The organism is Sphingomonas sp. PAMC 26605 (assembly GCF_000241485.1).
Classification (GTDB): Bacteria; Pseudomonadota; Alphaproteobacteria; order Sphingomonadales; family Sphingomonadaceae; genus Sphingomonas.
On record NZ_JH584241.1, the window covers coordinates 580,292 to 602,638 of the forward strand.

Here is a 22,347-nt window from a genome sequence, read left to right on the forward strand (position 1 = left end):
GTTGCTCGAGCGTAGCGCGCATAAAAAAGCCCCTCCCTTCAGGGGAGGGGTTGGGGTGGGGAAGTCACCAGCGCTGGTCTCTGCGAGGCTCGCCCCACCCCCAACCCCTCCCCTGAAGGGGAGGGGCTAGGCATGTCCGCTCAGGCGGTCTGCTTGGTCAGCCGTTCGGAAGCGCCGTAGACCTCGACATGGCCACCCGCGGCCCGCCGCCGCGCGAGCCAGTCCTTGAGCAGCTCCGCCGTGGTGTGATCCGCCGAGGAAAGCTCGCTCATGTCGAGCCGCATCGGCGCACCGTGTGGCACCGCGTCGAGCGCCCCCGACAGCTTGGGCAGCGTCAGGAACGTCGCCGCCCCCTGAAGGCGCACGGTCTCGTGCCCGTCATTTTCGACATGCACCACCTTGAGGCGAAGGTTGCGCAGCACGGGGATCAGCTCGAGCAGCGAAAGCCCGATCCCGACCAGCACGCCGGTCAGCAGATCCTGCGTCACCACCAGCAGCAGCGTCACCGCCCAGATCACGACGGGCAACGGCCCGTGATCCTTGAACAGATGCTTGGCATGGCTGAAATTGACCAGCCGCCAGCCGGTCAGCACCAGCACTGCGCCGAGCGCCGCCATCGGGATCTCGCGCAGCAGCCACGGCAGCAGCGCGACGAAGCCGAGAATCCACGCGCCGTGCAGGATCGTCGAGAGCCGCGTCGTCGCGCCCGCCTGGACGTTGGCCGAGCTGCGCACGATCACGCCGGTCATCGGCAAGGCGCCCGCGACGCCGCACAGCAGGTTGCCGATGCCCTGCGCGCGCAGCTCCTTGTTGTAATCGGTGCGCACGCCGTCGTGCATCCGGTCGACCGCGGCTGCCGACAGCAGCGTCTCCGCACTGGCGATGAAGGCGATGGCGAGCGCTGCGCCGATCACGCCGGGATCGAGGAAGTGCGAGAACATGTCCGCGCCGGGCAGGCTGATCGCACCGGCGATGTTCTGCGGCACCGCGACGCGCGCGATGTCGAGCCCGGAAAGCCACGCGACCAGCGTCGCGGCGACGACGCCGAGCAAGGCGCCCGGCACCAGCCGCAGCGACTTGGGCCGGAACTTCTCCCAGCCGAGCATCACCGCCAGCGTGAAGACGGCGAGCGCGATCGCGACCTCGGTCGCGCCGATGTCCGACGACAGGCCGAACAGCCGGCTTGGGATCGCGGCGAGGTTCTTGAGGCCGCTCGGCAGCGGCTTTTCGTCGAACATGACATGGAACTGCCCGACGACGATCAGCACACCGATGCCGGCCAACATGCCGTGCACCACTGCGGGCGAGATCGCGCGGAACCAGCCGCCCAGACGGAATACGCCGGCGACGACCTGGATCGCGCCGGCAAGAATGAGGATCGGCCCAAGCGCCGAAAGGCCTTGGTCGCGAACGAGCTCGAACACGATGACCGCGAGACCGGCGGCAGGGCCGCTGACCTGGAGCGGCGAGCCGGCGAACATGCCGACCACCAGACCACCGATGATGCCGGTGATCAGGCCCTTTTCGGGCGGCACGCCCGAGGCGATCGCGATGCCCATACACAGGGGCATCGCGACCAGGAACACGACGATCGAGGCAGTGAGGTCACGCCCCATCACGCTCAGCGTGGGGAGTTTCACTCTGCGGCTTCCAGATATTCGACGTCCGACGCGCGGTGGCGCGCGGCGGCGTGAGCGACGGGGAGGGGTTCGTCCGCCTGGATCTGCGCGAAGCGGCCGGTCGATCCGTCGAGCGCGTACATCGCGCCTGCTCCGATATCGAAGAACCAGCCGTGCAGCGTGATCTCGCCGCGCGCGATGCCGGCGGCGACCGACGGGTGCGTGCGCAGATGCTGGAGCTGTACGACGACGTTCTCGAGCGCTGCGGCGCGGACGCCTTCCTCGTTGGTAAGCTCGGGATAGCCCTGGCGGACGACGCACTCGGCAGCGTGGCTGTGGCGCAGCCAGGCGGCGACGTTGGGCATGCCGTTCAGCATCTCTGGGTTCATCAACGCCTTCATTGCACCGCAGTCCGAATGGCCGCAGATGATGATGTCACGCACGCCGAGCGCCGCGACGGCATATTCGACCGTCGAGGACACGCCACCCATTTGGGTCGACGACGGCGGCACGATGTTGCCTGCGTTGCGGCAAACGAAGAGGTCGCCGGGGGCTGCCTGCATGATGTGTTCGGGGACGACGCGCGAATCGGCGCACGAGATCATCAGCGCCTTGGGGCTCTGGCCGTGCTGCGCGAGCTTTGCGTAAAGCGCGCTCTGGTCTGGGAAGACCGCTTTTTCGAAACTGAGGACGCGTCCAATGAGATCGTTCATGACTCTGCTCCTTGAGGTGCCCGTGGGGGAACGGGGTCACGGATGCAGATAGCGCGCGCCTTTTGCTGCGACGCGGCGGTACCGTTACGAATGATTGCTCGTGCGTTTGCGCGCGCGGGGACGACCCTTTCGCCGTCACCTCGGCCTTTTGCCGGGGCCTACCGGGAAGCGCGCGCTGTCCAGCGCAGCGCACGGGGCACGGTGGGAACCGGGAAAAGCCCGGGGTGACGAAGAAGGTTACGACATCGCCGGCAACACGATCTCAGCACGCAGGCCCCCCTCGGGCCGGTTCGACAAAGCAAGCGTTCCGTCATGCTCCGCCACCGCCCGCGCGACGATCGACAGCCCGAGCCCGAGCCCGATCGTGTCGCGCGCGCGCGCGGTGTCGAGCCGGACGAATGGCTCGAGTACGGTCGCGAGGGACGCCGCCGGAACGCCGGGCCCGTCATCCTCGATGCGAATCACGACGTTTTCGCCCTCGCGCAGCAGCGTCATGTAAACGCGCTCGCCATAATGCAGCGCGTTCTCGACCAAATTGCCGATCGCGCGCTTGAGCGTGACCGGGCGCACGGCGAGCTCGAGATGGTCGGGACCGGTATAGCGCGCGTCGCGCCCGCGGTCGCTGGCATCGTCGCACACCGTCTCGCACAGCACCGCGAGATCGATCGCGACGCGCGCCTCGCTCGCGCCCTCGCCGCCGAGATAGGCGAGCAAGGAGGCGACCATTGCGTCCATTTCGAGCACGTCGGCCTCGACCGCGTCGCGCAACGCCTCGTCCGAGATCGCATCGGCGCGCATTCGCAGCCGGGCGAGCGGGGTGCGCAGATCGTGGCCGACCGCGGCGAGCGCCTGCGTGCGGTCGGCGATCAGCTGATAGATCCGCGCGTGCATCCGGTTGAACGCGCCGATCACGCGGCGGACTTCGCTAGGGCCGGCCTCGGGCACCGCCTCGTCGCGGTCGCTGCCGCTGCCGACCGCGTCCGCCGCGAGCGCGAGCCTTCGCAAGGGGAGTAGCGTGCGGCGGATGAACAGCCCGCCCATCAGCAGCAGCGCGCCCGCCGGGATCATTGCCAGCAGGATGCGTTCGCTCGACAGATTGGCCTGGTGGATCGGCTGGCGCGTGTGGAAGTGCATCCAGCTGCCATCGGCCAGCGTCACCCCGCCCGCGGTCACCGCGTTACGCCCCGGCGAGGCGAGGTTGAGCCGCAGATCGGCATGGGCGAGATCGGGCTCCCAGCCGATCACCTGGCGGTACATCCGGTCGAGCGACGGTGCGAGCGGCGGTGGCGGCGCGAGCCTGGGCGCCCACTCGATCTCGTAGCGGCTGGTGGTGAGCTCGCGCGCGAGCTGCGGGCGCGCCGCCGGCGCCTGCTCCTCGAGCAGTTTGCGCGCGATGACGAGATGCTCGGCGAGCCGCCGCGCTTCGTCGTCGCGTACCGAGAATTGGCTGGCGCGTTCGTAGAGCACCGTCGACACGCCGAATTCGAGGATCATCGCGAGCAGCAGGATCGCGAAGATCTGGCCGATCAGGCCAGCCGGCGTGTGGAGGTGCCGGCGCAGCGTCGCGCTCAATCGCGCGTCACGGGCGCGCTGAACATATAGCCGATGCCGCGCACCGTCGCGATCGGTGCGTCGACGCCGGTGCTCGACAGCTTGCGCCGCAATCGGCTGACCAGCACGTCGATGCTGCGGTCCGAACTGTCGCCGAGCCGGGTGCGCGACAGCTCGATCAGCCGCTCGCGCGCGATCACGCGGCCGCTATGGTCGCACAGCGTGACGAGCAGGTCGAACTCGGCGCCGGTCAGATCGACCAACGCGCCGGTCGGGGATAGCAGTTCGCGGCGCGGCAGGTTCACCGTCCAGCCGTCGAAGCGCAGCATCCCGTTGTCGCGTGGCGTCGCCTGGCGCTCGACCCCGCCGCGGCGCAGCACCGCACGGACGCGCGCGAGCAATTCGCGCGTGCCGAACGGCTTGGCGATGTAATCGTCGGCGCCGAGCTCGAGTCCGACGACGCGGTCGGTCTCCGATCCCTTGGCCGAGACGAAGATGATGGGTACGTCGCTCTTCTGGCGGATCGCGCGGCACAGATCGATCCCGCTGGTGCCGGGCAGCATGATGTCGAGCAGCACCAGATCGACCGGCCCCTGGTCGATCGCCAGCCACATTTCGGGCGCGGTCGAGGCGGGGCGGACGGTATAGCCGTTTTCCTGCAGCGCGCGCGTCGTCAGCGTGCGCAGATGCGGATCGTCCTCGACCAGGACGATGGTCGGCATGAGCGGGGTGGGGTCGGTCACAGGCATTGCTGCAACTGGGTAGGCGAGGGCGGAAAGGGGGTCAAACGCGGCGTTGCTGCCGATTGTGGCAGAAACACTTTGTCATGGCGGCGAACGCCGCGAGCAAGGTTGCGCGCGTATCTGGATGGCATCATCCCACCGAGGAGCTGTTCCATGTTTCGTACCGTTTTCGCAACCGCCCTGATCGCGCCCGCCTTGATCGCCACCGCAACCCCCGCGCTCGCCAACCGCCTGGCGCACAGCCCGCAGCAGGTCAGCGACGCGCTCAAGCAAGGCTGCACCGTCCAGCACGTCCACACGCCGTCGGGCAAGACCGTCCAGTCGCCTGCGCTGGTGCGCTGTGACACTCGCGCGGCGATCGCGGCTGCCAAGACCGCGCCTGCGGCAAAGACGGTGCTCGCCGCCGCCAACTGATGCGAGCGGGCCTGCCGATGCGCAGGCCCGTCGCGCTCAGGCCATGAAGCCTCGCACAGACGAGTGCCGTCGGCAGAGGATGCGACGCCGCTCGGGCGCGCTCAGCGCCCGAGCCGGGTGATCGTTTCGTCGAGCCGCGCCACCGGCATGCCGAGCTTGCGGACGATCATGACATTGTCCGCGACCGCGCCGCCCGGCCGGAGCGAGAGAAACTGCTCCGCCTGCAGCCCGCCTTTCATCGCGAAGCGCAGGTGCAGCACATTGCCCTCGACACGGCCATCGACCGGGCCCGCCGCATCGCTCAGCGTACCCGCATAGCGATCCGCGCCTGCGGGATGGAGCACCCACTCGCGTCGCGTCGCGGGTTTGCCGTGGCGGCGTACGGTCTGGTCGAGCACGATGCCGCCATCCGCGGTGACGCGACCATTGCCTTCGACCAGCGTGGTGTCCGGCCGGCGCATGGCGATCTTGAGCACACCCTTCCCCTCGCTCCGCCCTGCAAAGAACGCGACCGCATCGAAGCGCGGCGTCGGCGTGCTGGTGACATGCGGCGTGGACACGCACGCGGCGACCCAAAGACCGGCGATCAGCACGCCCGTCGTCGTCATCCCGGCCCGCGCCATGCGCTGGGGAAAAGTCATCCGCATTGCTTTCTCATCGCGGCGCGGGACTGGATGTCGGCGCCGCTTTCGCCCGCGACAACGGACGAAGCGCGAATTGGCTGTCTAAATTCTAGTTCAGTCGCGCCGCCGGGCGGCAGACGAGCGACACCGCGCTTCCCTGATCTGCGAAGGCCAGGGCAAAGCCATGCAGATCGGCGATCGCCTTGACGAGGCTCAGCCCGAGCCCGGCGCCGGCGCAGTCATGCCGCCCACGATAAAAACGCTGCGTGACGAGCGACCGCTCGGCCGGCGCCACGCCGTCGCCATCATCGGCGACGGTGATCACCGCGGCGTCGCCTTCGGCCTGCAGTGCGACGCGTACCGTGCCGCCTGGAGGTCCGAACTTCATCGCATTGTCGATCAGATTGGACACCGCCTCGATCAGCAAGCTCGCATCGCCCTCGACCGCGGGGGCGTGCTCGATATCGCAGTGCAGAACAATGCCGCGATCCTCGGCGGTCGGCGTGTGCAACTCGCACGCGTCCGCGACCAGTTGCGCCAGGTCGATCGTCGCGAAGCGGCTGCGGCGCGCGTGATCCTCGAGCTCGCGGACGCGCAACAGCGCGGCGACGATGCCGAGCAGCGTGTCGATCTCGGCGAGCGCCGCCTCGGCGACCTGTTCGAACGCCGCGCGATCCGCGGCGTCGCGCAGGCCCCGCTCGAGCCGTGCGCGCAGCCGGGTGAGCGGGGTGCGCAACTGGTGCGCGATGTCGTCGCCGATGACGCGGACGTCGGACACCAGCACCTGCAACCGGTCGAGCATCGTGTTGATATGCGCGCACAGCAGCTCGAAACTGTCGGGCCGCGCGCCGACCGCGAGCCGCACGTCGAGATCGCCCGCGACGATCGCCTCGGTCAGCTGACGCACGCTGTCGACCTGCCGCGCCGCGCGCCGCCCGGCGATCAACCCGACGCCGAGCGCGAGCAGCAGGCCAAGCCCGAGCCCGATGATCAGCGACCGTTCGACGACGCGCAACGCTTCCTCGGCTTCGTCGAGATCGACGCCGGTGAGCAGCCGATCGCCATCGGGCATCGCACACACTGCGAGCCGCGCGACGTCGCGGGTCTTGCCGGGCAATTGCGTCGGCGAGACCGTCGCGACGGTCGAACTGCGCCCGACGACGACGCCCGGCGGGATTGCGGCGACATTGCCGTCGAGCAGCCGCCCGTTGCGGTCGAACAGCGCGAGGAAGCGATCGCGGTGGATGTCCTCGGCAATCATCCGGCGCAGCGCGGCGTGGCGCTCGGCATCGTGCAGCGCGCCGACCGTTCGGCAATCGGCGCGGAAGGCCTCCTCGGCGGTATGGCGGTGGCTGTTCGAGGCGAGCAGCCAGAACAGCCCCGACAGCACCACCGACTGGACCATCAGCAAGACCGCGATCGCACCGCCCCAGCGCCACGTCGCGCGGACGCGCGGATCGGCGAGAAATGTCGCGCGGACGCGCGGGTCAGCCAGGAACATCGAAGATATACCCCTGGCCGCGGACGTTGCGGATGAGCTGCGGCTCGCCATCGGCATCGACCTTGCGCCGCAGCCGGCCGATATGCACGTCGACGACATTGCTGTTGGGCTCGAAGGTATAGCCCCACACGTCCTGCAGCAACATCGAGCGCGTCACGATCCGCCCCGGGCGGCGCACCAGATAGTCGAGCAGCTTCAACTCGCGCGGCAGCAGTTCGAGCGCGCGCCCGGCGCGCGTCGCAACACCGGCGAGCAGGTCGAGATCGAGCGGCCCCGCGATCAGCCGCGTGTCGCGCGTCTCGTTGGGGCGGCGCAGCAGTGCTTCGACGCGTGCGATCAGTTCGACCAGCGCGAACGGCTTGGGGAGGTAGTCGTCGCCCCCCGCGCGCAGCCCGCGGACGCGGTCGTCGAGGCTGCCGAGCGCGCTCAGCACGAGCGCGGGGGTGCGGCGGCCGATGCGGCGCAGCTCGGCGATCAGTTCGAGCCCGTCGCCATCGGGCACTTGCCGGTCGACGATCAGGAGGTCGATCGGTTCGTCCTGCGCCGCGGCGAGCCCCTCCGACACGAGCAACCGATGCGTCACTGCATAGCCGTTCGCCACCAGTTCGAGCGTGATCTCGGTGGCGGTGCCGATATCGTCTTCGAGGAGCAGGATGCGCGTCACGTGCTCCTGTTCGGCGGCGCGGGCAGGGGGCGTCAACTGAATTGCGGTTCAGAGTCGGCGCGCAACGGGACCGAGGGAACGGAGTGACGTGCAAAGGGTCTTACGAGCGACTGCGCGACGCGGTACGGCCGGATCGGGCGATCGCGCACCGTGACCGACAGAGTGAAAGGGCGTTCGATGACCATGCTCGAAGCAACCGCGCAGGAGCGCCACGACAAGCTGCACGACCGCGCGCATGGCGAGACGCATTACGTCACCCGCATTGGCTGGCTGCGCGCGGCGGTGCTCGGCGCGAACGACGGCTTGCTGTCGACCTCCAGCCTGATGGTCGGCGTCGCGGCCGCGGCGGCGGGATCGTCGCAGATCATCCTGACCGGTGTCGCCGGCATCGTCGCGGGCGCGATGTCGATGGCGGCGGGCGAATATGTCTCGGTCAGCTCGCAGGCCGATTCGGAGAAAGCCGATATCGAGCGCGAGCGGCTCGAACTCGAAGAGAATCCCGATCACGAGCATCGCGAGCTCACCGCGATCTACATGAAGCGCGGGCTGCCCAAGGCGCTGGCTGCAGAGGTGGTCACCGCACTGACCGCGCATGACGCGCTCGAAGCGCATACGCGCGACGAGCTCGGGATTACCGACACTTCGACCGCCAACCCGCTCCAGGCCGCGATCGCCTCGGCCGCTTGCTTTCTCGCTGGCGGCTTCCCGCCGCTGCTGACCGCGCTGCTGGTGCCCGCCAGCGTCGTCCTGTGGGGCATCGCGATCGTCGCGGTGGTGACGCTCGCGGTGCTTGGCGCCGCCGGCGCGCGCACGGGCGGCGCGCCGGTGTTGCCGGGGGTGATCCGCGTTGTGCTGTGGGGATCGATCGCAATGGCGGTTACCGCCGGCGTCGGGCACGTGTTTCACACCACGGTCGGGTAAGCACGGACGGGAGGGGGCTCAGGCCCCCGACACGTGCGCGGCGACGAGTTCGGCGTGCGCGGCATCGAACTTTGCGCGGAACGCCGGGGTCGCGAGCAGATCGCTGGCGACCAGCGTGCCCAGCGCATGGCTCGCGTCGAGGTCGCTGGCGAAATGCACGCCGCACAGTTCGCGGCTCATCGCATAATCGGCGGCGCGATCGAAGATCTCGGCCGAGCGGCCCTTAACCAGCCGGGCGAGCACGAAGCCGGTCGAATAGCCGAGAATCGCGTGGCCGCTCGGATAGGAAGTGGCGGGCTTGCCCATCGTCTTCTTGGCGCAGTTCGGCAGCGTCGGGTCGACGCCGTAGGGCCGGGTGCGATGGAAATAGGCCTTGCTCAGGCTGACCGCCGCCTCGGCTTCCTCCTGCACATCGCGCAGCAGCGCCCAGGTCAGCGGGTATTTCTCGAGCTCGATCCCGAGCGTACGGTCGAACAGCGCCGGCGTCTCGTTGCCGTCGTCGAGCCGCGCGCGCGCGAGGCGCTCGGCCGGGGCCGCCGCGATCAGCGTGCGGAGCTGCGCGAGCTCGCTCTGCTCCTGCGCCGATCCCGGCGCGGGCGGCGCGGGGAGTACCGCACTCGGCGCGAAATCGGGTGCCGAGAGATAGTGAAAGGCGTGCGGAGCGGCGGGTGCGGCCGACCCGATCATCCCCAGCGCGAGCGCCGCGAGCGCCGAACCCAGATACTTGTGCATCGTTATATCCTCCGTTCGCGCGATCAAAACTTGATCCGGGCCGAGGCCAGGAACGAGCGCGGCGGCAGGTAATTGAACTGGTCGAGCTGGCCGTAGCCGCTCTGATACGAGACGCCGTTGACCGTCGTGGTCGGCGCGCCGCTCGCGCTGTTCGAGATCGCGGTCACCGCGCGGCTGTTGAACACGTTGTTGACCGTGACGCCGAGCCGCAGCCCGCCCTTGAATTCCTGGCTGATCGCGAATTCACCGATGCTGTACGGGCGGATGCGATACAGACGGTAACCGGGGCTGCCGTTATATTCGCTGGCATATTGTGGGCCGGTGAACTTCTGGTCGAACGACAGGCGGAAGCCTTCGCGGCGATAGATCAGGCCGCCCGCCGCGGTCGAGAAGGGCGCCTTGGCGATCTGTTCGCCGGTCGTCACGCTGTGCGCGTAATTGTACGAGCCATTGCCGAACAGCGTCAGCCCGCGCACCGGCATGTAGCTGAGCGAGCCCTCGACGCCCTTGTAGCGGACCTTACCGATATTGACGAGCAAGGTCTGGTCGCAACCGGTCGTGGTGCAGGTCCCGATCTTGTTGTCGATGTTGATGACATAGCCGTCGACGTCGACCGAAACCTTGTTGCCATGCCACACGCTGCCAACCTGATAGTTGGTCGAGGTCTGCGGCTTCAACGCATCGAGCGCGGTCGAGAGCGTGCCCGACGCCGAGTAGAAGCTCGACAGATCCGGCACGTACATGCCCTGCGCATACTGGCCATAGAACGACCAGTTGCTCGTCGGCATATAGTTGATCGTCGCGAACGGCAGCGTCTTGGTCCAGGTCTGGCTGGTGTCGAGCGGCAAGCGCGTCTTCTGGTTGACCGGGGCGGCGATGCCGCGCTCGAAATGGACGTACTTCACGCCGGGCGTGATCGACAGGCCTTCGACCGGGTGGAATTCGAACTCGCCGAACAGCTGATACTGGTTCCAATTCGAATGCTGGACGTAGGAAAGATCGGCCTGTGAGATCGACGGCAGCGCGTTTTGGGCGGCGGTGCCGTTGCCATTGTTGAACTGCTTTTCGTTGTAGCTGAAGGTGTTGGTGGTGCGGTCGAGATCGACCAGATGACGGTCGGTCACGGCATGTTCGTACCAGCCGCCGACGCGGATCTTGCCGAGCGCGAAGTCGTAATTGACCTGGCCGATATAGCCGAACACGCGATATTTGTTGAGCTTGTTATAGCCCAGGATATCGGTCTTAGGAGCAGCCACTGCCGTGTAAGGCGATGCCGGGGTGCCGGCGCCGGCGAAGCCACTTACGGCCCCTCCCGACTGTTGCGTGAATGTCGGCGCGCCGCCCAGCGTCGCGGTCGTGGCGGTCGTGCTGCCGGTCCCGGACAGCGTGTTGTTGGTGTAGCCGTACATGTAGCCGCGATTGTCGAGCGAGAAGCCCGAGCCGAGATCGCTCTGCAGGCGGACATAGGAGAAATCGGTCGTCTTGTCGGTGCGGTTGTACTTCCAATAATCCTGCTGGCTTGGATCGTTGCCCAGCCCGTAATTGCGACCGTACACCCCAACGTTCGAATTGACGGCGCAATTGTTGCCGGTGAGCTGCGTCAGCGGCTTGCCGTCGGTGCCGAGCGCGGCATTGGTGAAGCCGGTGACGCCCGCCGTCGCGCTGCCGCAGGTCGCGCCCTTGAGCACGTCCGACTGGTAATAATGGTTGCGGTTCCACGTGCTCATGATCGTCAGCGTATTGTGGCTGCCGATCGGCGCGACGATCTTGCCGTAGAGATTCTTCGAGCCGACCGGCGAATAGGTCAGCGCGCCGTCGGACTGGAGATATTGCCCGGTCAGCACGATCCGCGCGCCGCCGAGCTTTTCGATGCTACCCGACTGGAATTCGGCGCGGCCGATGAAGGTGTTCCAGTTGCCGACGATGCCCTCGACCTGCGCGCTCTGCTGCTCGGTCGCGGCGCGCGAATACATGTTGATATTGCCGCCATAGGTCGCCTGGCCGAGCTGGCTGGCATTGCCCGGGCCGCGATCGACGACGATCGTCTCGATCGTGTTCGACGGGAAGAACGACGTCGAATGGTGCGTCGGGTTGTTGGTGTCGGCGAAGGGAATCGAATCGTAGGTGACGTTATATTCGCCGTCCTGGAAACCGCGGATCGTCGCCTTGGTCTCGCCGAGACCATAGCCGTTGCCTGCACCCGAGATCGACACGCTCGGGGTCAGCGCGATCAGCTCGTTGAAATCGGCCGAGGCGGTGGTGTTGGCGATATAGTCGCGGCTGACTGCGGCCTGCGGCTGCGTGGTGGTCAGCGAGACCGTGATCGGTGCGCTCTGCGCGGTGTGCGAGCCCGTGACGATGATGTCCGACGAAGTCAGCGACTGCTTGTCGTTCGCCTGACCCGCGCTGTTCGCGCTCGTCGTCGTCTGGTCGTTGCCGGGCATCGTCTGCGCGACCGGTGTGGGCGCCGCGACGGGCGCCGCGGCGTCGTTCGCCATCGCGGTGGCGGGCAAGGTTACGGACAAGGCCACCCCGGCGAGCAGGGTCTGTCGGAAAGTCGCGCGCATCGAAAAATCCCCAATAAAATCGGCCAGTCGCTACAGGCGCTTGTTGCGCTTCTGCCGGGCCGCCGCGGCGGTTCGCCCGGCTGCGTCCCCGCTGGCTGAGCCTGCCTCTAGGCCGAGGCGGTTACGGGCGTGTGGCGGATCGATGGCCCTCCCAAGTCGCTATCCTAAATTCGAGTTAATGAAGCTCGGCTCACGCCGCAGCGAGCGTTGCCACGCACCCCGGTGCGCCATCGCCGATCCGCAGCTCGAGCCGATGGACATGCGCGATCGCCGACACGAGCGCGAGGCCGAGCCCGTTGCCCGGCTGGCTGCGGCTCGCCTCGACGCGGTGGAAGCGCGTGCAGACCTTGTCGCGCTCGCCCGCCGGGATGCCGGGGCCATTGTCGGCGACGGTCAGCACCGGCCCCGCCGCGAGCCCGATGACGATCTCGCCGCCTGCGGGCGTATATTTGATCGCATTGTCGACGAGGTTGCCGACCGCCTCGAACAGCAGATCGGCATCGCCCTCGAACGCCACCGTGGCGGGCATCTCGCGGCGGATGCTGACCCCGCGCTCGATCGCGGCGACTTCGTGAAAGTCGGTCGCGTCGGTCACCACTTGCGCGAGGTCGAGCATGCGGAAGCCCTCGCGCCGCGCGCCCTCGTTCATCTCGGAGATGCGCAGCAGCGCGTTGAACATCACGATCATCCCGCTGACGTCCTCGACCGCGCCGCTGATCGCCGCCGCCATCGCCGGCTGGCTCGCGGTTGCGGAATCGGCCTGGCGCAGATGCGCGAGCAGTCGCGTCAGCGGCGTGCGCATATCGTGCGCGATATTGTCGCCCGCCGCCTTCACCTCGAGCATCAGCCGCTGCAGCTCGTCGAGCATGCGGTTGACCTCGCTGGTGAGATCGTCGAGCTCGTCGCGGCGCTTCGAGGGCGCGAGCCGCGCGTCGAGCCGCCCCGCCATGATCGCATGCAGCGAATGCGTCAGCTGGCGGATCCGCCGCTCTTGCGACACCGCGAGCAGCACCGATCCCGACAGGCCCAGCACGAGCAATGCGAGGCCGCCCCACACGATCGCCGAGACCAGTTCGCCGGCGAAGGCGCGCGATTCCTGCAGGTCCTGCGCGACGAGGAAGCGATCGCCCGTGTCGAGCCGCACCGTCATCGCACGCAGCTCGACCGCGCCGCGCGGCGTCTGGCTCTTCACGTCGAACGGCAGCTCGTCGGGATAGGCGCTCGGCAGCACGCGCGGCGCGCCCGCGAGCAACCGCCCGGCAGGGTCGAACAGGCCGAACGGGCGCAGATGGTGAACGTCGGAGCGGTTATGCCGCGCGACGCGCTCGATCGCCGCGGCGCGATCGGTCGCGGGTTTTATCCGCACGATCTCGCGCGCGAGCCATTCGTCGGTCTGCGCGTTGAAATGCGCGACCGCGCGATCGTGGACGAAGCAGAGCAAGCTCGTCGCCGCCGCGCCGAACAGCAGCAGGAACAGGATCGCGACGCGGACGCTCGAACTGCGCCGCCAGCGTTCAAGCGCTGCGAAAGACATAGCCGGTCCCCCTTACGGTCTCGATCAGCGGCGGCAGGTCGGCGCGCTCGATCTTGCGCCGCAGCCGCGTGACATGGACGTCGATGACATTGGTGCGCTGGTCGTAGCGATAGCCCCACACATCCTCGAAGATCATCGCACGCGTGACGGGACGATCGTGATGCCGCACGAGATATTCGAGCAGCTGCAGCTCGCGCGCCTGCAGGTCGATCTTCTCGCCATCGATCCACACCTCGCGCGCGATCAGGTCGATCCGCACGCGGCCATGCTCGAGGCTGATCGACGAGGTTTCCGCGACCCGCCGGCGGATCAGCGCCATCACCCGCGCGGCGAGCTCGAGCGGCTCGAACGGCTTGGCGAGGTAATCGTCTCCGCCCGCGCGCAGGCCGCGCACGCGTTCCTCGAGCGCCGAGAGCGCGCTGAGGATCAGCACCGGGGTGCGGATGCCGGCCTTGCGCAGCATGTCGAGCACGCCGACGCCGTCGATCCCGCCGGGGAGCATCCGGTCGAGCACGATCGCGTCGAAAGTGTTGTCCCTGGCCTGGAGGAACGCCGCCGCGCCATCCTGGACCGTCGTCACGCGCAAGCCCTCGTCGACGAGGATCGCACAGATCGCGTCCGCCGATTTGGGATCGTCCTCGACCACCAGGACCGTCGCCACTGTGCTTACCTTGAACAGAGAAAGGATCGCCATCCGCCGCAAATGTGAAACCTCCGTGACAGTCATCGGCGTTCAGGCTGGGGGGATCACCGATGCCGACGATGGATCGCTTTGCAGCGTCGGGCGTCTTGACCGAACCGACGGTGCGTCCAGGGCATGAGCGCGCCGACACCGCCGAACCGCACGAAGGAATTTCGCATGGCTGCTTCCGAAACCCCCGTCTGGTTCGTCACCGGCTGTTCGACGGGCTTCGGCCGCGAGCTGGCGCAGCAGGTGCTCGCGCGCGGCTGGCGGCTCGTCGCGACTGCGCGCGATGTCGCGCGCGTGGCCGATCTGGTGGATGGCGCCGAGGATCGCGTGCTCGCGCTGGCGCTCGACATGGCCGATGCCGGGCAGATCGCCGCAGCGGTCGCGGCCGCGACCGGGCGCTTCGGCGCGATCGACGTGCTCGTCAACAATGCCGGCTATGGCTATCAGGCGTCGATCGAGGAGGGCGAGGATGCCGAGATCCGCGCACAGTTCGAGGCGAATGTGTTCGGCCTGTTCGCGCTGACCCGCGCCGTGCTGCCGGGCATGCGCGAGCGTAAGTCTGGCTATGTCATCAATCTGAGTTCGGTCGCCGGGATCGTCGGCTTTCCGGGATCGGGCTATTATGCCGCGAGCAAACATGCGGTCGAGGGCTTCTCCGACGCGCTGCGCGCCGAGGGCGCGCCGATCGGGATCAAGGTGACGTGCGTCGAGCCGGGGCCGTTCCGCACCGATTGGGCCGGGCGCTCGCTCAAGCAGACCCCGGTCGCGCTCGCGGCCTATGCCGAGACCGCGGGCAAGCGGCTGGCGAGCACGTCGGAGATCAGCGGCAGCCAGGCGGGCGACCCGGCGCGCGCCGCGGCGGCGATGATCGCGCTGACCGAACAGGCCGATCCGCCGCGCCGTCTGGTGCTCGGGAAGTGGGGTTATGATGCGGTGACCAAGCAGCTGCGCGATGCGCTCGCCGAGATCGAGGCGGGCGAGGCGACGAGCATAGGGACCGATTTTCCGAGCTGATCGTCGGCACCACGGGCGCTGCGAAAAAAGCGCTTGCGGTTGACGCAGCGTCAAGCGGCATACCGTCGCCATGCCCGATCTTCCCGCCACGCTCGACATCAGCGATGTCGCCCGCCGCACCGGCCTGACGACCCGCGCGCTGCGCTTCTACGAGGCGCGCGGATTGGTGCGGCCGCTCCGCGCGGCGTCGGGGCGGCGGTTCTACGGCCCGGCCGAACTCGAGCGCGTCCACCAGATCGTGACGCTCAAGCGCGCCGGGCTGACGCTCGCGCAGATCGAGCGCTTCACCCGCGATGGGCCCGTCTCGCTCGCGCGGATCGTCGCGGCGCAACTCGCCGCGCTCTCGGCGCAAGCCGAAGAGATTGCCGCGGCGCGTGCGCTGCTGCTCACCGTCCAGTCCCGCATCGAGCGTAGCGAGCCCATCGATGTCGCGACCTTCTGCTCGCTGATCCAGCAGGGAGATCGCGTGATGACGCATGACAAATGGGATTTGGTGACCGACCGCTTCTTTACGCCCGAGGAGAAAGCGGCGTTCGCCGAGACGGGGCGCCGGATGCCGCCCGCATACGATCCTGCCGCCTATGCGGCGCAGTGGGCGGAGCTCGGCGGGCGGATCAAGGCGGCGCTGCCGCTTGCGCCGGAAAGCGGCGCGGCGCAGGCTTTTCTCGACGAGTGGCAAGCGCTGCTCGCGCCGTTCGAGGCGGTGGCGACGCCGGCGATGAAGGCGGGGGTGAACGCGATGTACCAGCGGATGGACGAATGGCAGCACGAGGCCGATCCCGGTTTCGATGCGATCGTGTTCGGCTTCATCCAGCAGGCGATGGCGGCGCGCAAGGCGGCGGCCGTCTGAGGCACCCGCGCTACTCCTAACCGTCACCCCGGCCTCGTGCCGGGGTCCACCGTGCCGCGCGTCCTGCACGTGCAGGTTCCGTGTCCCGGTGGACCCCGGGACAAGCCCGGGGTGACGAGTGGGGTGAGGCGGCGTGCGCGAACGCCCTCAGCGCCCCGCCAGCTTGGCGCTGAAGGCCGCCAGCGTACACAAGCCGACCACGCCACGCGCCGCACAGCCCGCGATCGGCACCACCGCGCGATACGGCGCGCGCGCGGTGCCGGCGCGCAGCTCCGCGAGCGACTGCGCTCGGTAGACCGCGCGGACGTAATGCTGTCCGCGCGCGTCGCTCAACCGCTCGAGCACGATCGCGCCGCCAGGAACGGGATCGTCGGCCGCGATGCCCGGCACGCGCCAATGGAGATCGAGCAACCCGGCGAGGTTCGCGACCTGCGTATCGTGCGCCGCGATCATCGCGACCGTCGGTGCGGCTGGGGCATCGTCGGACAGCCAGCCGATGATCCGCGGGCTCAGCCCCGCCATGTTGCGCGACGCGATATAAGGCGGGCGCGCGAGCAGGCGGAATTCGAGCGCGTGGAACGCGCCGAGTGCGGTCAAGTCCTCGGCGGTCGCGCGACCCCAGCCGACGTCGGCTGCGGGTTTGCCCTCGGCATATTCGAGCAGCAGGATCTGCGCCGCGGTCGAGGCGCGATCGAGCGCGCCGCCGAGCTTGGGGCGCGTCGTCGCGGTGGCGGGGGTGAGCGTCGAGGGTTCGTGCGCCACGCCGCACTGCGTCTTCGCGGGGCCACACAGGATGCGGTCTAGCCGCGCGAGCAGCGGCGTCACGCCCCGCTCGACCGCCGCGATCCCGCCCGGTCCGACCGCCGCATCGACCGCGGCGGCGGCGCGCGCCGGGTCGAGCGGGGCATGGCCGTCGGCGATCTGGTTGAACAACGGATCGGCCTCGTCCTGCGGGCGATGCTCGATCGCGATGGCGCATCCCGGCGCGAGTCCGGCGGCATAGCTCTGCGCCGTCGCGATCGTGCGCTGGTCGCTATCCGCAAGCAACACCACGCGCGTCGGACAAGCGCTCGCCGGGATCAGCCCAGCCGCGACGAAGCCCGTCCGGTCGGCCTCCGCCACTGCTGTCACCGCGGCGGCGCCGTGCGGCGTCAGCCAGCCGGGCGCGACCGGCCAGCTCGGCCAGGCATCGGCGGCGACGCCCTGCGGCATCGGCTGCGCCTTGGTCGGCGGGCGGATGCCGTGGCGCATCAGCAGCACGACGCGGTCGAGCTTGAGGCCGGCCGAGGCAGAATCGGCGGCGGCGGCGCCGTTGGCCATCGTCGCCAGCAGCAGGGCCAAGGCCGTCGCGCGCAGGGGGATCATCATCGGTCGGTCTCCTCGCTGAGCCTCTTGCCCGGCGAATGTGACAGCCGTGTGCCGATCGCGCGGTTCAGACGGCGCGTGCCGCCATCCGCGCCGCGGCCTTTTCCTCCTCCGTCCACACCTTGCGCTCGCGCACCTGGACCGGCTTGACCTGCTTGACCGGGCCGCCGCCGAGCACCGGCGCGCGCTTGGTCGAATGGCGCGCGACTTCGCAATGCCACGGGTGATCGACCTCGACCGTCAGCGGGCGCCCGATCTCGCGTTCGACATCGTGCAGCCAGGCGCGCTGCTCGGCATCGCACAGCGTGATCGCGAAGCCGCTGCGCCCGGCGCGACCGGTGCGGCCGATGCGGTGGACATAGCTTTCCGGCAGGCTCGGCAAATCGTGGTTGAAGACGTGCGTCACCGTGTCGACGTCGATCCCGCGCGCGGCGATGTCGGTCGCGACGAGCACTTGCACGTCGCCCGCGCGAAACGCATCGAGCGCGCGCTCGCGCTGGCCTTGCGACTTGTTGCCGTGCAGCGCCTCGGCGGTGATCCCGGCCTCGCTGATGAAGGCGCAGACTTCGTTGGCGATGTTCTTCTGCAGCGTGAAGACCACCGCCTGGCCGATTTCTGGCGTGCGCAGCAATTCGAGCAAAGCGGCCTTCTTGTGCGCGGCATCGAGGAACATCACCGACTGCGCGATGCGGTCGACCGTCGTCGAGGGCGGGGCGATCTCGACATGCGCAGGGTCACGCAAAAGGCTTTCGGCGAGCGCGGTGATCGCCTTGGGCATCGTCGCCGAGAACAGCAGCGTGTGCCGGTCCTTCGGCAAGGTCGCGACGAGGCGCTCGATCGGCTTGGCGAAGCCCATGTCGAGCATCTGGTCGGCTTCGTCGAGCACCAGCGCCTCGAGCGCCGACAGGTCGCACAGGCCCTGTTCGATCAGGTCGAGCAAGCGGCCCGGCGCGGCGACGATGATGTCGACCCCGGCGTCGAGCGCATTGACCTGATGGAACTGGCTGACACCGCCGAAGATCGTCGCCACGCGCAACGGCATATGGCGGCCGAAGCTCTCGAAACCCGCGGCGATCTGCGACACCAGTTCGCGCGTCGGCGCGAGCACCAGCACGCGCGCGCCATGCTTGGGGGCGGGGCGGGGATTGGCGGCGAGACGATGCAGCAGCGGGAGCGCGAAGGCGGCGGTCTTGCCGGTGCCGGTCTGCGCCATGCCGAGCATGTCGCGGCCCTCGAGCAGCAGCGGGATCGACTGCGCCTGGATCGGCGTGGGCGTGGTATAGCCTTGCTCGTCGAGCGCGCGCAGCAGGCGCGGCGCCAAGGCAAGATCGGCGAAAGTCTGGGTCATGGTCACGCGGCGCCTCCAGCGCTGAGCAAAGGCTGCGCCGGATCGGGCTAGCGTAGGTCGCGCGGGCTGGTAGGTTTTATGCTGCACTGCGTCAATGAGCAAAGCGGCGCCGACGCTCCACCACAGAAAAAGGGCCCGCGTTGCCGCGAGCCCTCTTCCTTACCCTGCGCTCAGGCGCGGGGTGATCAGTCGCGATCGCCCGTCAGGAAGGCCGGCGCGAACTCGGGCGCGGGGCCGTCGTCGTTGCCGCCAGCTGCGCGCTCGGGACGTGCACCACCGCTGCCGCCGTCGCGACGCGGACCGCGGCCACCGTCGCCGTCACGGCGCGGACCGCGATCGCCACGGCCTTCGCCGCCACGATTGCCGCCGCCGTCGCCGCGTGGGCCACGGCCACCGTCGCCATCACGACGCGGCGGGCGCGGACCCCGGTCGCCGCCTTCGCGCGGCTCGCGGGCAGGACGCGTGTCTTCGAGCTCGGCACCGGTCTCCTGGTCGACGACGCGCATCGACAGGCGAACCTTGCCGCGCGGATCGATTTCGAGAACCTTGACCTTCACCTCTTGGCCCTCGGAAAGGACGTCCGAGACCTTCTCGACGCGCTCGTTCTTGATTTCGGACACATGGACGAGACCGTCCTTGCCACCCATGAAGTTCACGAACGCACCGAAGTCCACCAGGTTGACGACCTTGCCGTCATAGACCTTGCCGACTTCGGCTTCCTCGACGATGCCCTTGATCCACTTGATCGCGGCGTCGATCTGCGCGGTGTCGGACGACGACACCTTGATCACGCCCTCGTCGTCGATGTCGACCTTGGCGCCGGTCGTCGCGACGATCTCGCGAATGACCTTGCCGCCCGTGCCGATCACGTCACGGATCTTGGTCTTGTCGATCGTGAAGGTCTCGATGCGCGGTGCGTGCGCCGAGAGTTCCTCACGCGTGTGGTCGAGTGCACGCGCCATCTCGCCGAGGATGTGCGCACGGCCTTCCTTGGCCTGCGCCAAAGCGACACGCATGATCTCTTCGGTGATCCCGGCGATCTTGATGTCCATCTGCATCGTGGTGATGCCGGCCTCGGTCCCTGCGACCTTGAAGTCCATGTCGCCGAGGTGATCCTCGTCGCCAAGGATGTCCGAGAGAACCGCAAAGTCCTTGCCCTCGAGGATCAGGCCCATCGCGATGCCCGAAACCGGACGCTTGAGCGGCACACCCGCGTCCATCATCGACAGCGAACCGCCGCAGACCGTCGCCATCGACGACGAGCCGTTCGACTCGGTGATGTCCGACAGAACGCGGATCGTGTACGGGAACTCGTCCTTCGAAGGCAGCACCGGGTGCAGCGCGCGCCAGGCGAGCTTGCCGTGGCCGACTTCACGACGGCCCGGCGCACCGAAGCGGCCGACTTCACCGACCGAGTAGGGCGGGAAGTTGTAGTGCAGCATGAAGTTTTCGTAGCTGAGGCCGGTCAGGCCGTCGATCATCTGCTCGGCGTCCTTGGTGCCGAGCGTGGTGGTGCAGATCGACTGCGTCTCGCCACGCGTGAACAGGGCCGAACCATGCGCGCGCGGCAGGAAGTGCACCATCGCCTCGATCGGACGGATCTGCGTGGTGGTACGACCGTCGATGCGCGTGCCGTCCTTGAGGATCGCCCCGCGGACGATCTCACCCTCGAGCTTCTTGACGAGCTTGCCGGCAGCCAACTGGTCCTGCGGGGCTGCATCGGCGAAGGCTTCGCGCGCCTTGGCGCGGACTTCGTACAGCAGATGCGAGCGCTGGCCCTTGTCGGTCACCTTATAGGCCGCGGCAATGTCCTTGCCGACGAGCTTGCGCAGCTTGTCCTTGGCGGCGGTGAGATCGGCCTGCTCGGCCATTTCCCACGGATCCTTGGCAGCCTGCTCGGCCAGATCGATGATCAAGTTCGCGGCTTCGCGGCACGCCTTGTGCGCGAACTGGACGGCGCCGAGCATGACCTCTTCCGAAAGCTCCTTGGCTTCGGACTCGACCATCATCACGGCCTGGCCGGTTGCGGCGACGACGAGGTCGAGCTCGCCCGACTTGGTCTGCTCGACGGTCGGGTTGAGGATGTACTCGCCATCGATATAGCCGACGCGGGCTGCGCCGATCGGGCCCATGAAGGGCACGCCCGAGATCGTCAGCGCTGCCGAGGCGGCGACCATCGCGAGCACGTCGGGCTCGTTCTCGCCGTCATACGACAGGACCTGGCAGATCACGTTGATCTCGTTGTAGAACCCTTCGGGGAACAACGGGCGGATCGGGCGGTCGATCAGGCGGCTGGTCAGCGTTTCCTTTTCGGTAGCACCACGCTCACGCTTGAAGAAGCCACCGGGGATGCGGCCGGCTGCGCTGTACTTTTCCTGATAGTGGACGGTCAGCGGGAAGAAGTCCTGGCCTTCCTTCACGCCCTTGGCGGCGGTCACGGCGCAAAGCACCACGGTCTCGCCGAGCGTCGCCATCACGGCGCCGTCTGCCTGGCGCGCGACGCGGCCGGTTTCCAGCGTCAGCGTCTTGCCACCCCATTGGGTGGTCACGGTCTTGGTATCGAACATATCGTTTCCTTCAACACCACTGGCCGGATGCCAGTGGGGCCTATGTGCGGACTAGCCGGTCCGCGCGGTTTGGAGCCTTTCGTGGCTCCCATGCCGGGCTGCCGAATTGCGGCGCGGCGAAAGGGGTTAGATGTAGAAACGGCGCCCGAAGGCGCCGTTCCGTGAGTTCCCGTGTTACTTGCGCAACCCGAGCTTCGCGATGAGGGCGGTATACCGCGCCCCGTCCTTGTGGCGGAGATAGTCGAGCAGCGTGCGCCGCTTGTTGACCATCATCAGCAGCCCGCGGCGCGAATGGTTGTCCTTCTTGTGGCCCTTGAAGTGCTCGGTCAGGTTGCGGATGCGCTCGGTGAGGATCGCGACCTGGACTTCGGGGCTGCCGGTGTCGCCTTCGACGCGGCCATGTTCCTTGACGAGCGCGTCCTTGCGCTCTGCAGTGATCGTCATGTTGCTTCCTTCGACATCATTCAGAGATTGAAACCGCGGACGACGCGGACCTCGCGGTCCTGAACCTCTACGAGTGCGACGGGAATCTCTTCCGATGTCGCGAAGTAGGAGCCATCGTCTGCGGCGATCCCGATCAACACCCGCCCCTGACGGAGCAGCCCTGCCTGATCGGGGGAGAGGGATAGAGCCGGGATGTCGTCCAGCCCCGCCCTCAACGGCAGGAGTTTGTCTTCAAGGGCGCGCGCCTGCCCGAGTTCGGCCAGTTTGTCCAGCGATATCGCGTTTTCGAGGGTGAACGGGCCGGCCTTGGTGCGGCGGAGCATGGTGACGTGGCCGACCGTTCCGAGCGCGAGCGCGATGTCGCGCGCGAGGCTGCGGATGTAGGTGCCCTTCGAGACGTGCGCGGTGAGGGTGATCGACTCCAAATCCTCCCCCGCTTCAGCGGGGGAGGGGGACCGCTCGGCTTCTTCAGCCGAGGGGTGGAGG

Annotated in this window: 19 protein-coding genes and 1 pseudogene; 4 read left to right on the forward strand and 16 right to left on the reverse strand. The window is 68.1% G+C overall.

Annotation, left to right across the window (positions count from 1 at the left end):
* Window positions 1-140: 140 nt before the first annotated feature.
* The 4 genes from RH90_RS02535 to RH90_RS02550 all read right to left on the reverse strand — a co-directional run bounded on the left by RH90_RS02535 (window position 141) and on the right by RH90_RS02550 (window position 4,605).
* Complete coding sequence (locus RH90_RS02535; protein ID WP_051124725.1) at window positions 141-1,616, reverse strand: SulP family inorganic anion transporter; 1,476 nt, start codon at window positions 1,614-1,616, stop codon at window positions 141-143.
* A 20-nt stretch (window positions 1,617-1,636) separates the two neighbouring features.
* Window positions 1,637-2,332 carry a carbonic anhydrase gene (locus RH90_RS02540; protein ID WP_010183677.1) on the reverse strand — a complete coding sequence of 232 codons (696 nt, stop codon included), beginning with the start codon at window positions 2,330-2,332 and terminating at the stop codon, window positions 1,637-1,639.
* A 237-nt stretch (window positions 2,333-2,569) separates the two neighbouring features.
* On the reverse strand, window positions 2,570-3,904 hold the full coding sequence (locus RH90_RS02545; protein ID WP_010183678.1) for an ATP-binding protein: 1,335 nt from the start codon (window positions 3,902-3,904) through the stop codon (window positions 2,570-2,572).
* Complete coding sequence (locus RH90_RS02550; protein WP_037493030.1) at window positions 3,901-4,605, reverse strand: response regulator transcription factor; 705 nt, start codon at window positions 4,603-4,605, stop codon at window positions 3,901-3,903. Before RH90_RS02550 ends, RH90_RS02545 begins: the two co-directional genes overlap by 4 nt.
* Before the next feature lie 174 nt (window positions 4,606-4,779).
* On the opposite strand from RH90_RS02550, the gene RH90_RS02555 reads away from it, so the two are divergent.
* The gene (locus RH90_RS02555; protein WP_010183680.1) at window positions 4,780-5,040 is read left to right on the forward strand and encodes a hypothetical protein; all 261 of its coding nucleotides are present in this window, start codon (window positions 4,780-4,782) and stop codon (window positions 5,038-5,040) included.
* Window positions 5,041-5,141: 101 nt separating this feature from the next.
* Here RH90_RS02555 and RH90_RS02560 read toward each other — a convergent pair whose 3' ends face one another.
* From RH90_RS02560 to RH90_RS02570, 3 genes are all read right to left on the reverse strand, one after another.
* Window positions 5,142-5,681: a DUF3833 family protein gene (locus RH90_RS02560; RefSeq protein WP_010183681.1), complete on the reverse strand. Its 540-nt coding sequence runs from the start codon at window positions 5,679-5,681 to the stop codon at window positions 5,142-5,144.
* A gap of 91 nt (window positions 5,682-5,772) precedes the next feature.
* Complete coding sequence (locus RH90_RS02565) at window positions 5,773-7,164, reverse strand: sensor histidine kinase (protein ID WP_010183682.1); 1,392 nt, start codon at window positions 7,162-7,164, stop codon at window positions 5,773-5,775.
* Entirely contained in the window at window positions 7,151-7,828 is a 678-nt protein-coding gene (locus tag RH90_RS02570) for a winged helix-turn-helix domain-containing protein (RefSeq protein ID WP_010183683.1), read from the reverse strand. Before RH90_RS02570 ends, RH90_RS02565 begins: the two co-directional genes overlap by 14 nt.
* A 177-nt stretch (window positions 7,829-8,005) precedes the next feature.
* Here RH90_RS02570 and RH90_RS02575 point away from each other — a divergent pair, with 177 nt between their 5' ends.
* Window positions 8,006-8,749 carry a VIT1/CCC1 transporter family protein gene (locus RH90_RS02575; RefSeq protein WP_010183685.1) on the forward strand — a complete coding sequence of 248 codons (744 nt, stop codon included), beginning with the start codon at window positions 8,006-8,008 and terminating at the stop codon, window positions 8,747-8,749.
* A gap of 18 nt (window positions 8,750-8,767) precedes the next feature.
* On the opposite strand, the gene RH90_RS02580 is transcribed toward RH90_RS02575, so the two are convergent.
* From RH90_RS02580 to RH90_RS02595, 4 genes are all read right to left on the reverse strand, one after another.
* Window positions 8,768-9,481, reverse strand: a complete 714-nt coding sequence (locus tag RH90_RS02580; protein ID WP_010183686.1) for a phosphatase PAP2 family protein — start codon at window positions 9,479-9,481, stop codon at window positions 8,768-8,770.
* 23 nt (window positions 9,482-9,504) lie between these two features.
* Window positions 9,505-12,048, reverse strand: coding sequence for a TonB-dependent receptor (locus RH90_RS02585; RefSeq protein ID WP_010183687.1), 2,544 nt, complete (start codon window positions 12,046-12,048; stop codon window positions 9,505-9,507).
* A 190-nt stretch (window positions 12,049-12,238) separates the two neighbouring features.
* Complete coding sequence (locus tag RH90_RS02590; protein ID WP_010183688.1) at window positions 12,239-13,582, reverse strand: sensor histidine kinase; 1,344 nt, start codon at window positions 13,580-13,582, stop codon at window positions 12,239-12,241.
* Entirely contained in the window at window positions 13,563-14,243 is a 681-nt protein-coding gene (locus tag RH90_RS02595; protein ID WP_029624987.1) for a response regulator transcription factor, read from the reverse strand. The genes RH90_RS02590 and RH90_RS02595 overlap by 20 nt, the downstream gene beginning before the upstream one ends.
* 198 nt (window positions 14,244-14,441) lie before the next feature.
* Here RH90_RS02595 and RH90_RS02600 point away from each other — a divergent pair, with 198 nt between their 5' ends.
* Window positions 14,442-15,287, forward strand: coding sequence for an oxidoreductase (locus RH90_RS02600; protein ID WP_010183692.1), 846 nt, complete (start codon window positions 14,442-14,444; stop codon window positions 15,285-15,287).
* Window positions 15,288-15,357: 70 nt separating this feature from the next.
* Window positions 15,358-16,137 (forward strand): MerR family transcriptional regulator, encoded by a 780-nt coding sequence (locus tag RH90_RS02605; RefSeq protein ID WP_010183694.1) that lies wholly within the window; start codon window positions 15,358-15,360, stop codon window positions 16,135-16,137.
* Window positions 16,138-16,284: 147 nt separating this feature from the next.
* Here RH90_RS02605 and RH90_RS02610 read toward each other — a convergent pair whose 3' ends face one another.
* The 5 genes and pseudogenes from RH90_RS02610 to RH90_RS02630 all read right to left on the reverse strand — a co-directional run.
* Window positions 16,285-17,505, reverse strand: a complete 1,221-nt coding sequence (locus RH90_RS02610) for a histidine-type phosphatase (protein ID WP_010183695.1) — start codon at window positions 17,503-17,505, stop codon at window positions 16,285-16,287.
* Window positions 17,506-17,569: 64 nt separating this feature from the next.
* Window positions 17,570-18,850 (reverse strand): DEAD/DEAH box helicase, encoded by a 1,281-nt coding sequence (locus tag RH90_RS02615; RefSeq protein ID WP_010183697.1) that lies wholly within the window; start codon window positions 18,848-18,850, stop codon window positions 17,570-17,572.
* 185 nt (window positions 18,851-19,035) lie between these two features.
* Window positions 19,036-21,417, reverse strand: coding sequence for a polyribonucleotide nucleotidyltransferase (gene pnp / locus RH90_RS02620; protein WP_010183698.1), 2,382 nt, complete (start codon window positions 21,415-21,417; stop codon window positions 19,036-19,038).
* 174 nt (window positions 21,418-21,591) lie between these two features.
* The gene (rpsO, locus tag RH90_RS02625) at window positions 21,592-21,861 is read right to left on the reverse strand and encodes a 30S ribosomal protein S15 (protein ID WP_010183700.1); all 270 of its coding nucleotides are present in this window, start codon (window positions 21,859-21,861) and stop codon (window positions 21,592-21,594) included.
* Window positions 21,862-21,881: 20 nt separating this feature from the next.
* Window positions 21,882-22,347, reverse strand: a pseudogene (locus tag RH90_RS02630) (tRNA pseudouridine(55) synthase TruB); the annotation flags it as partial.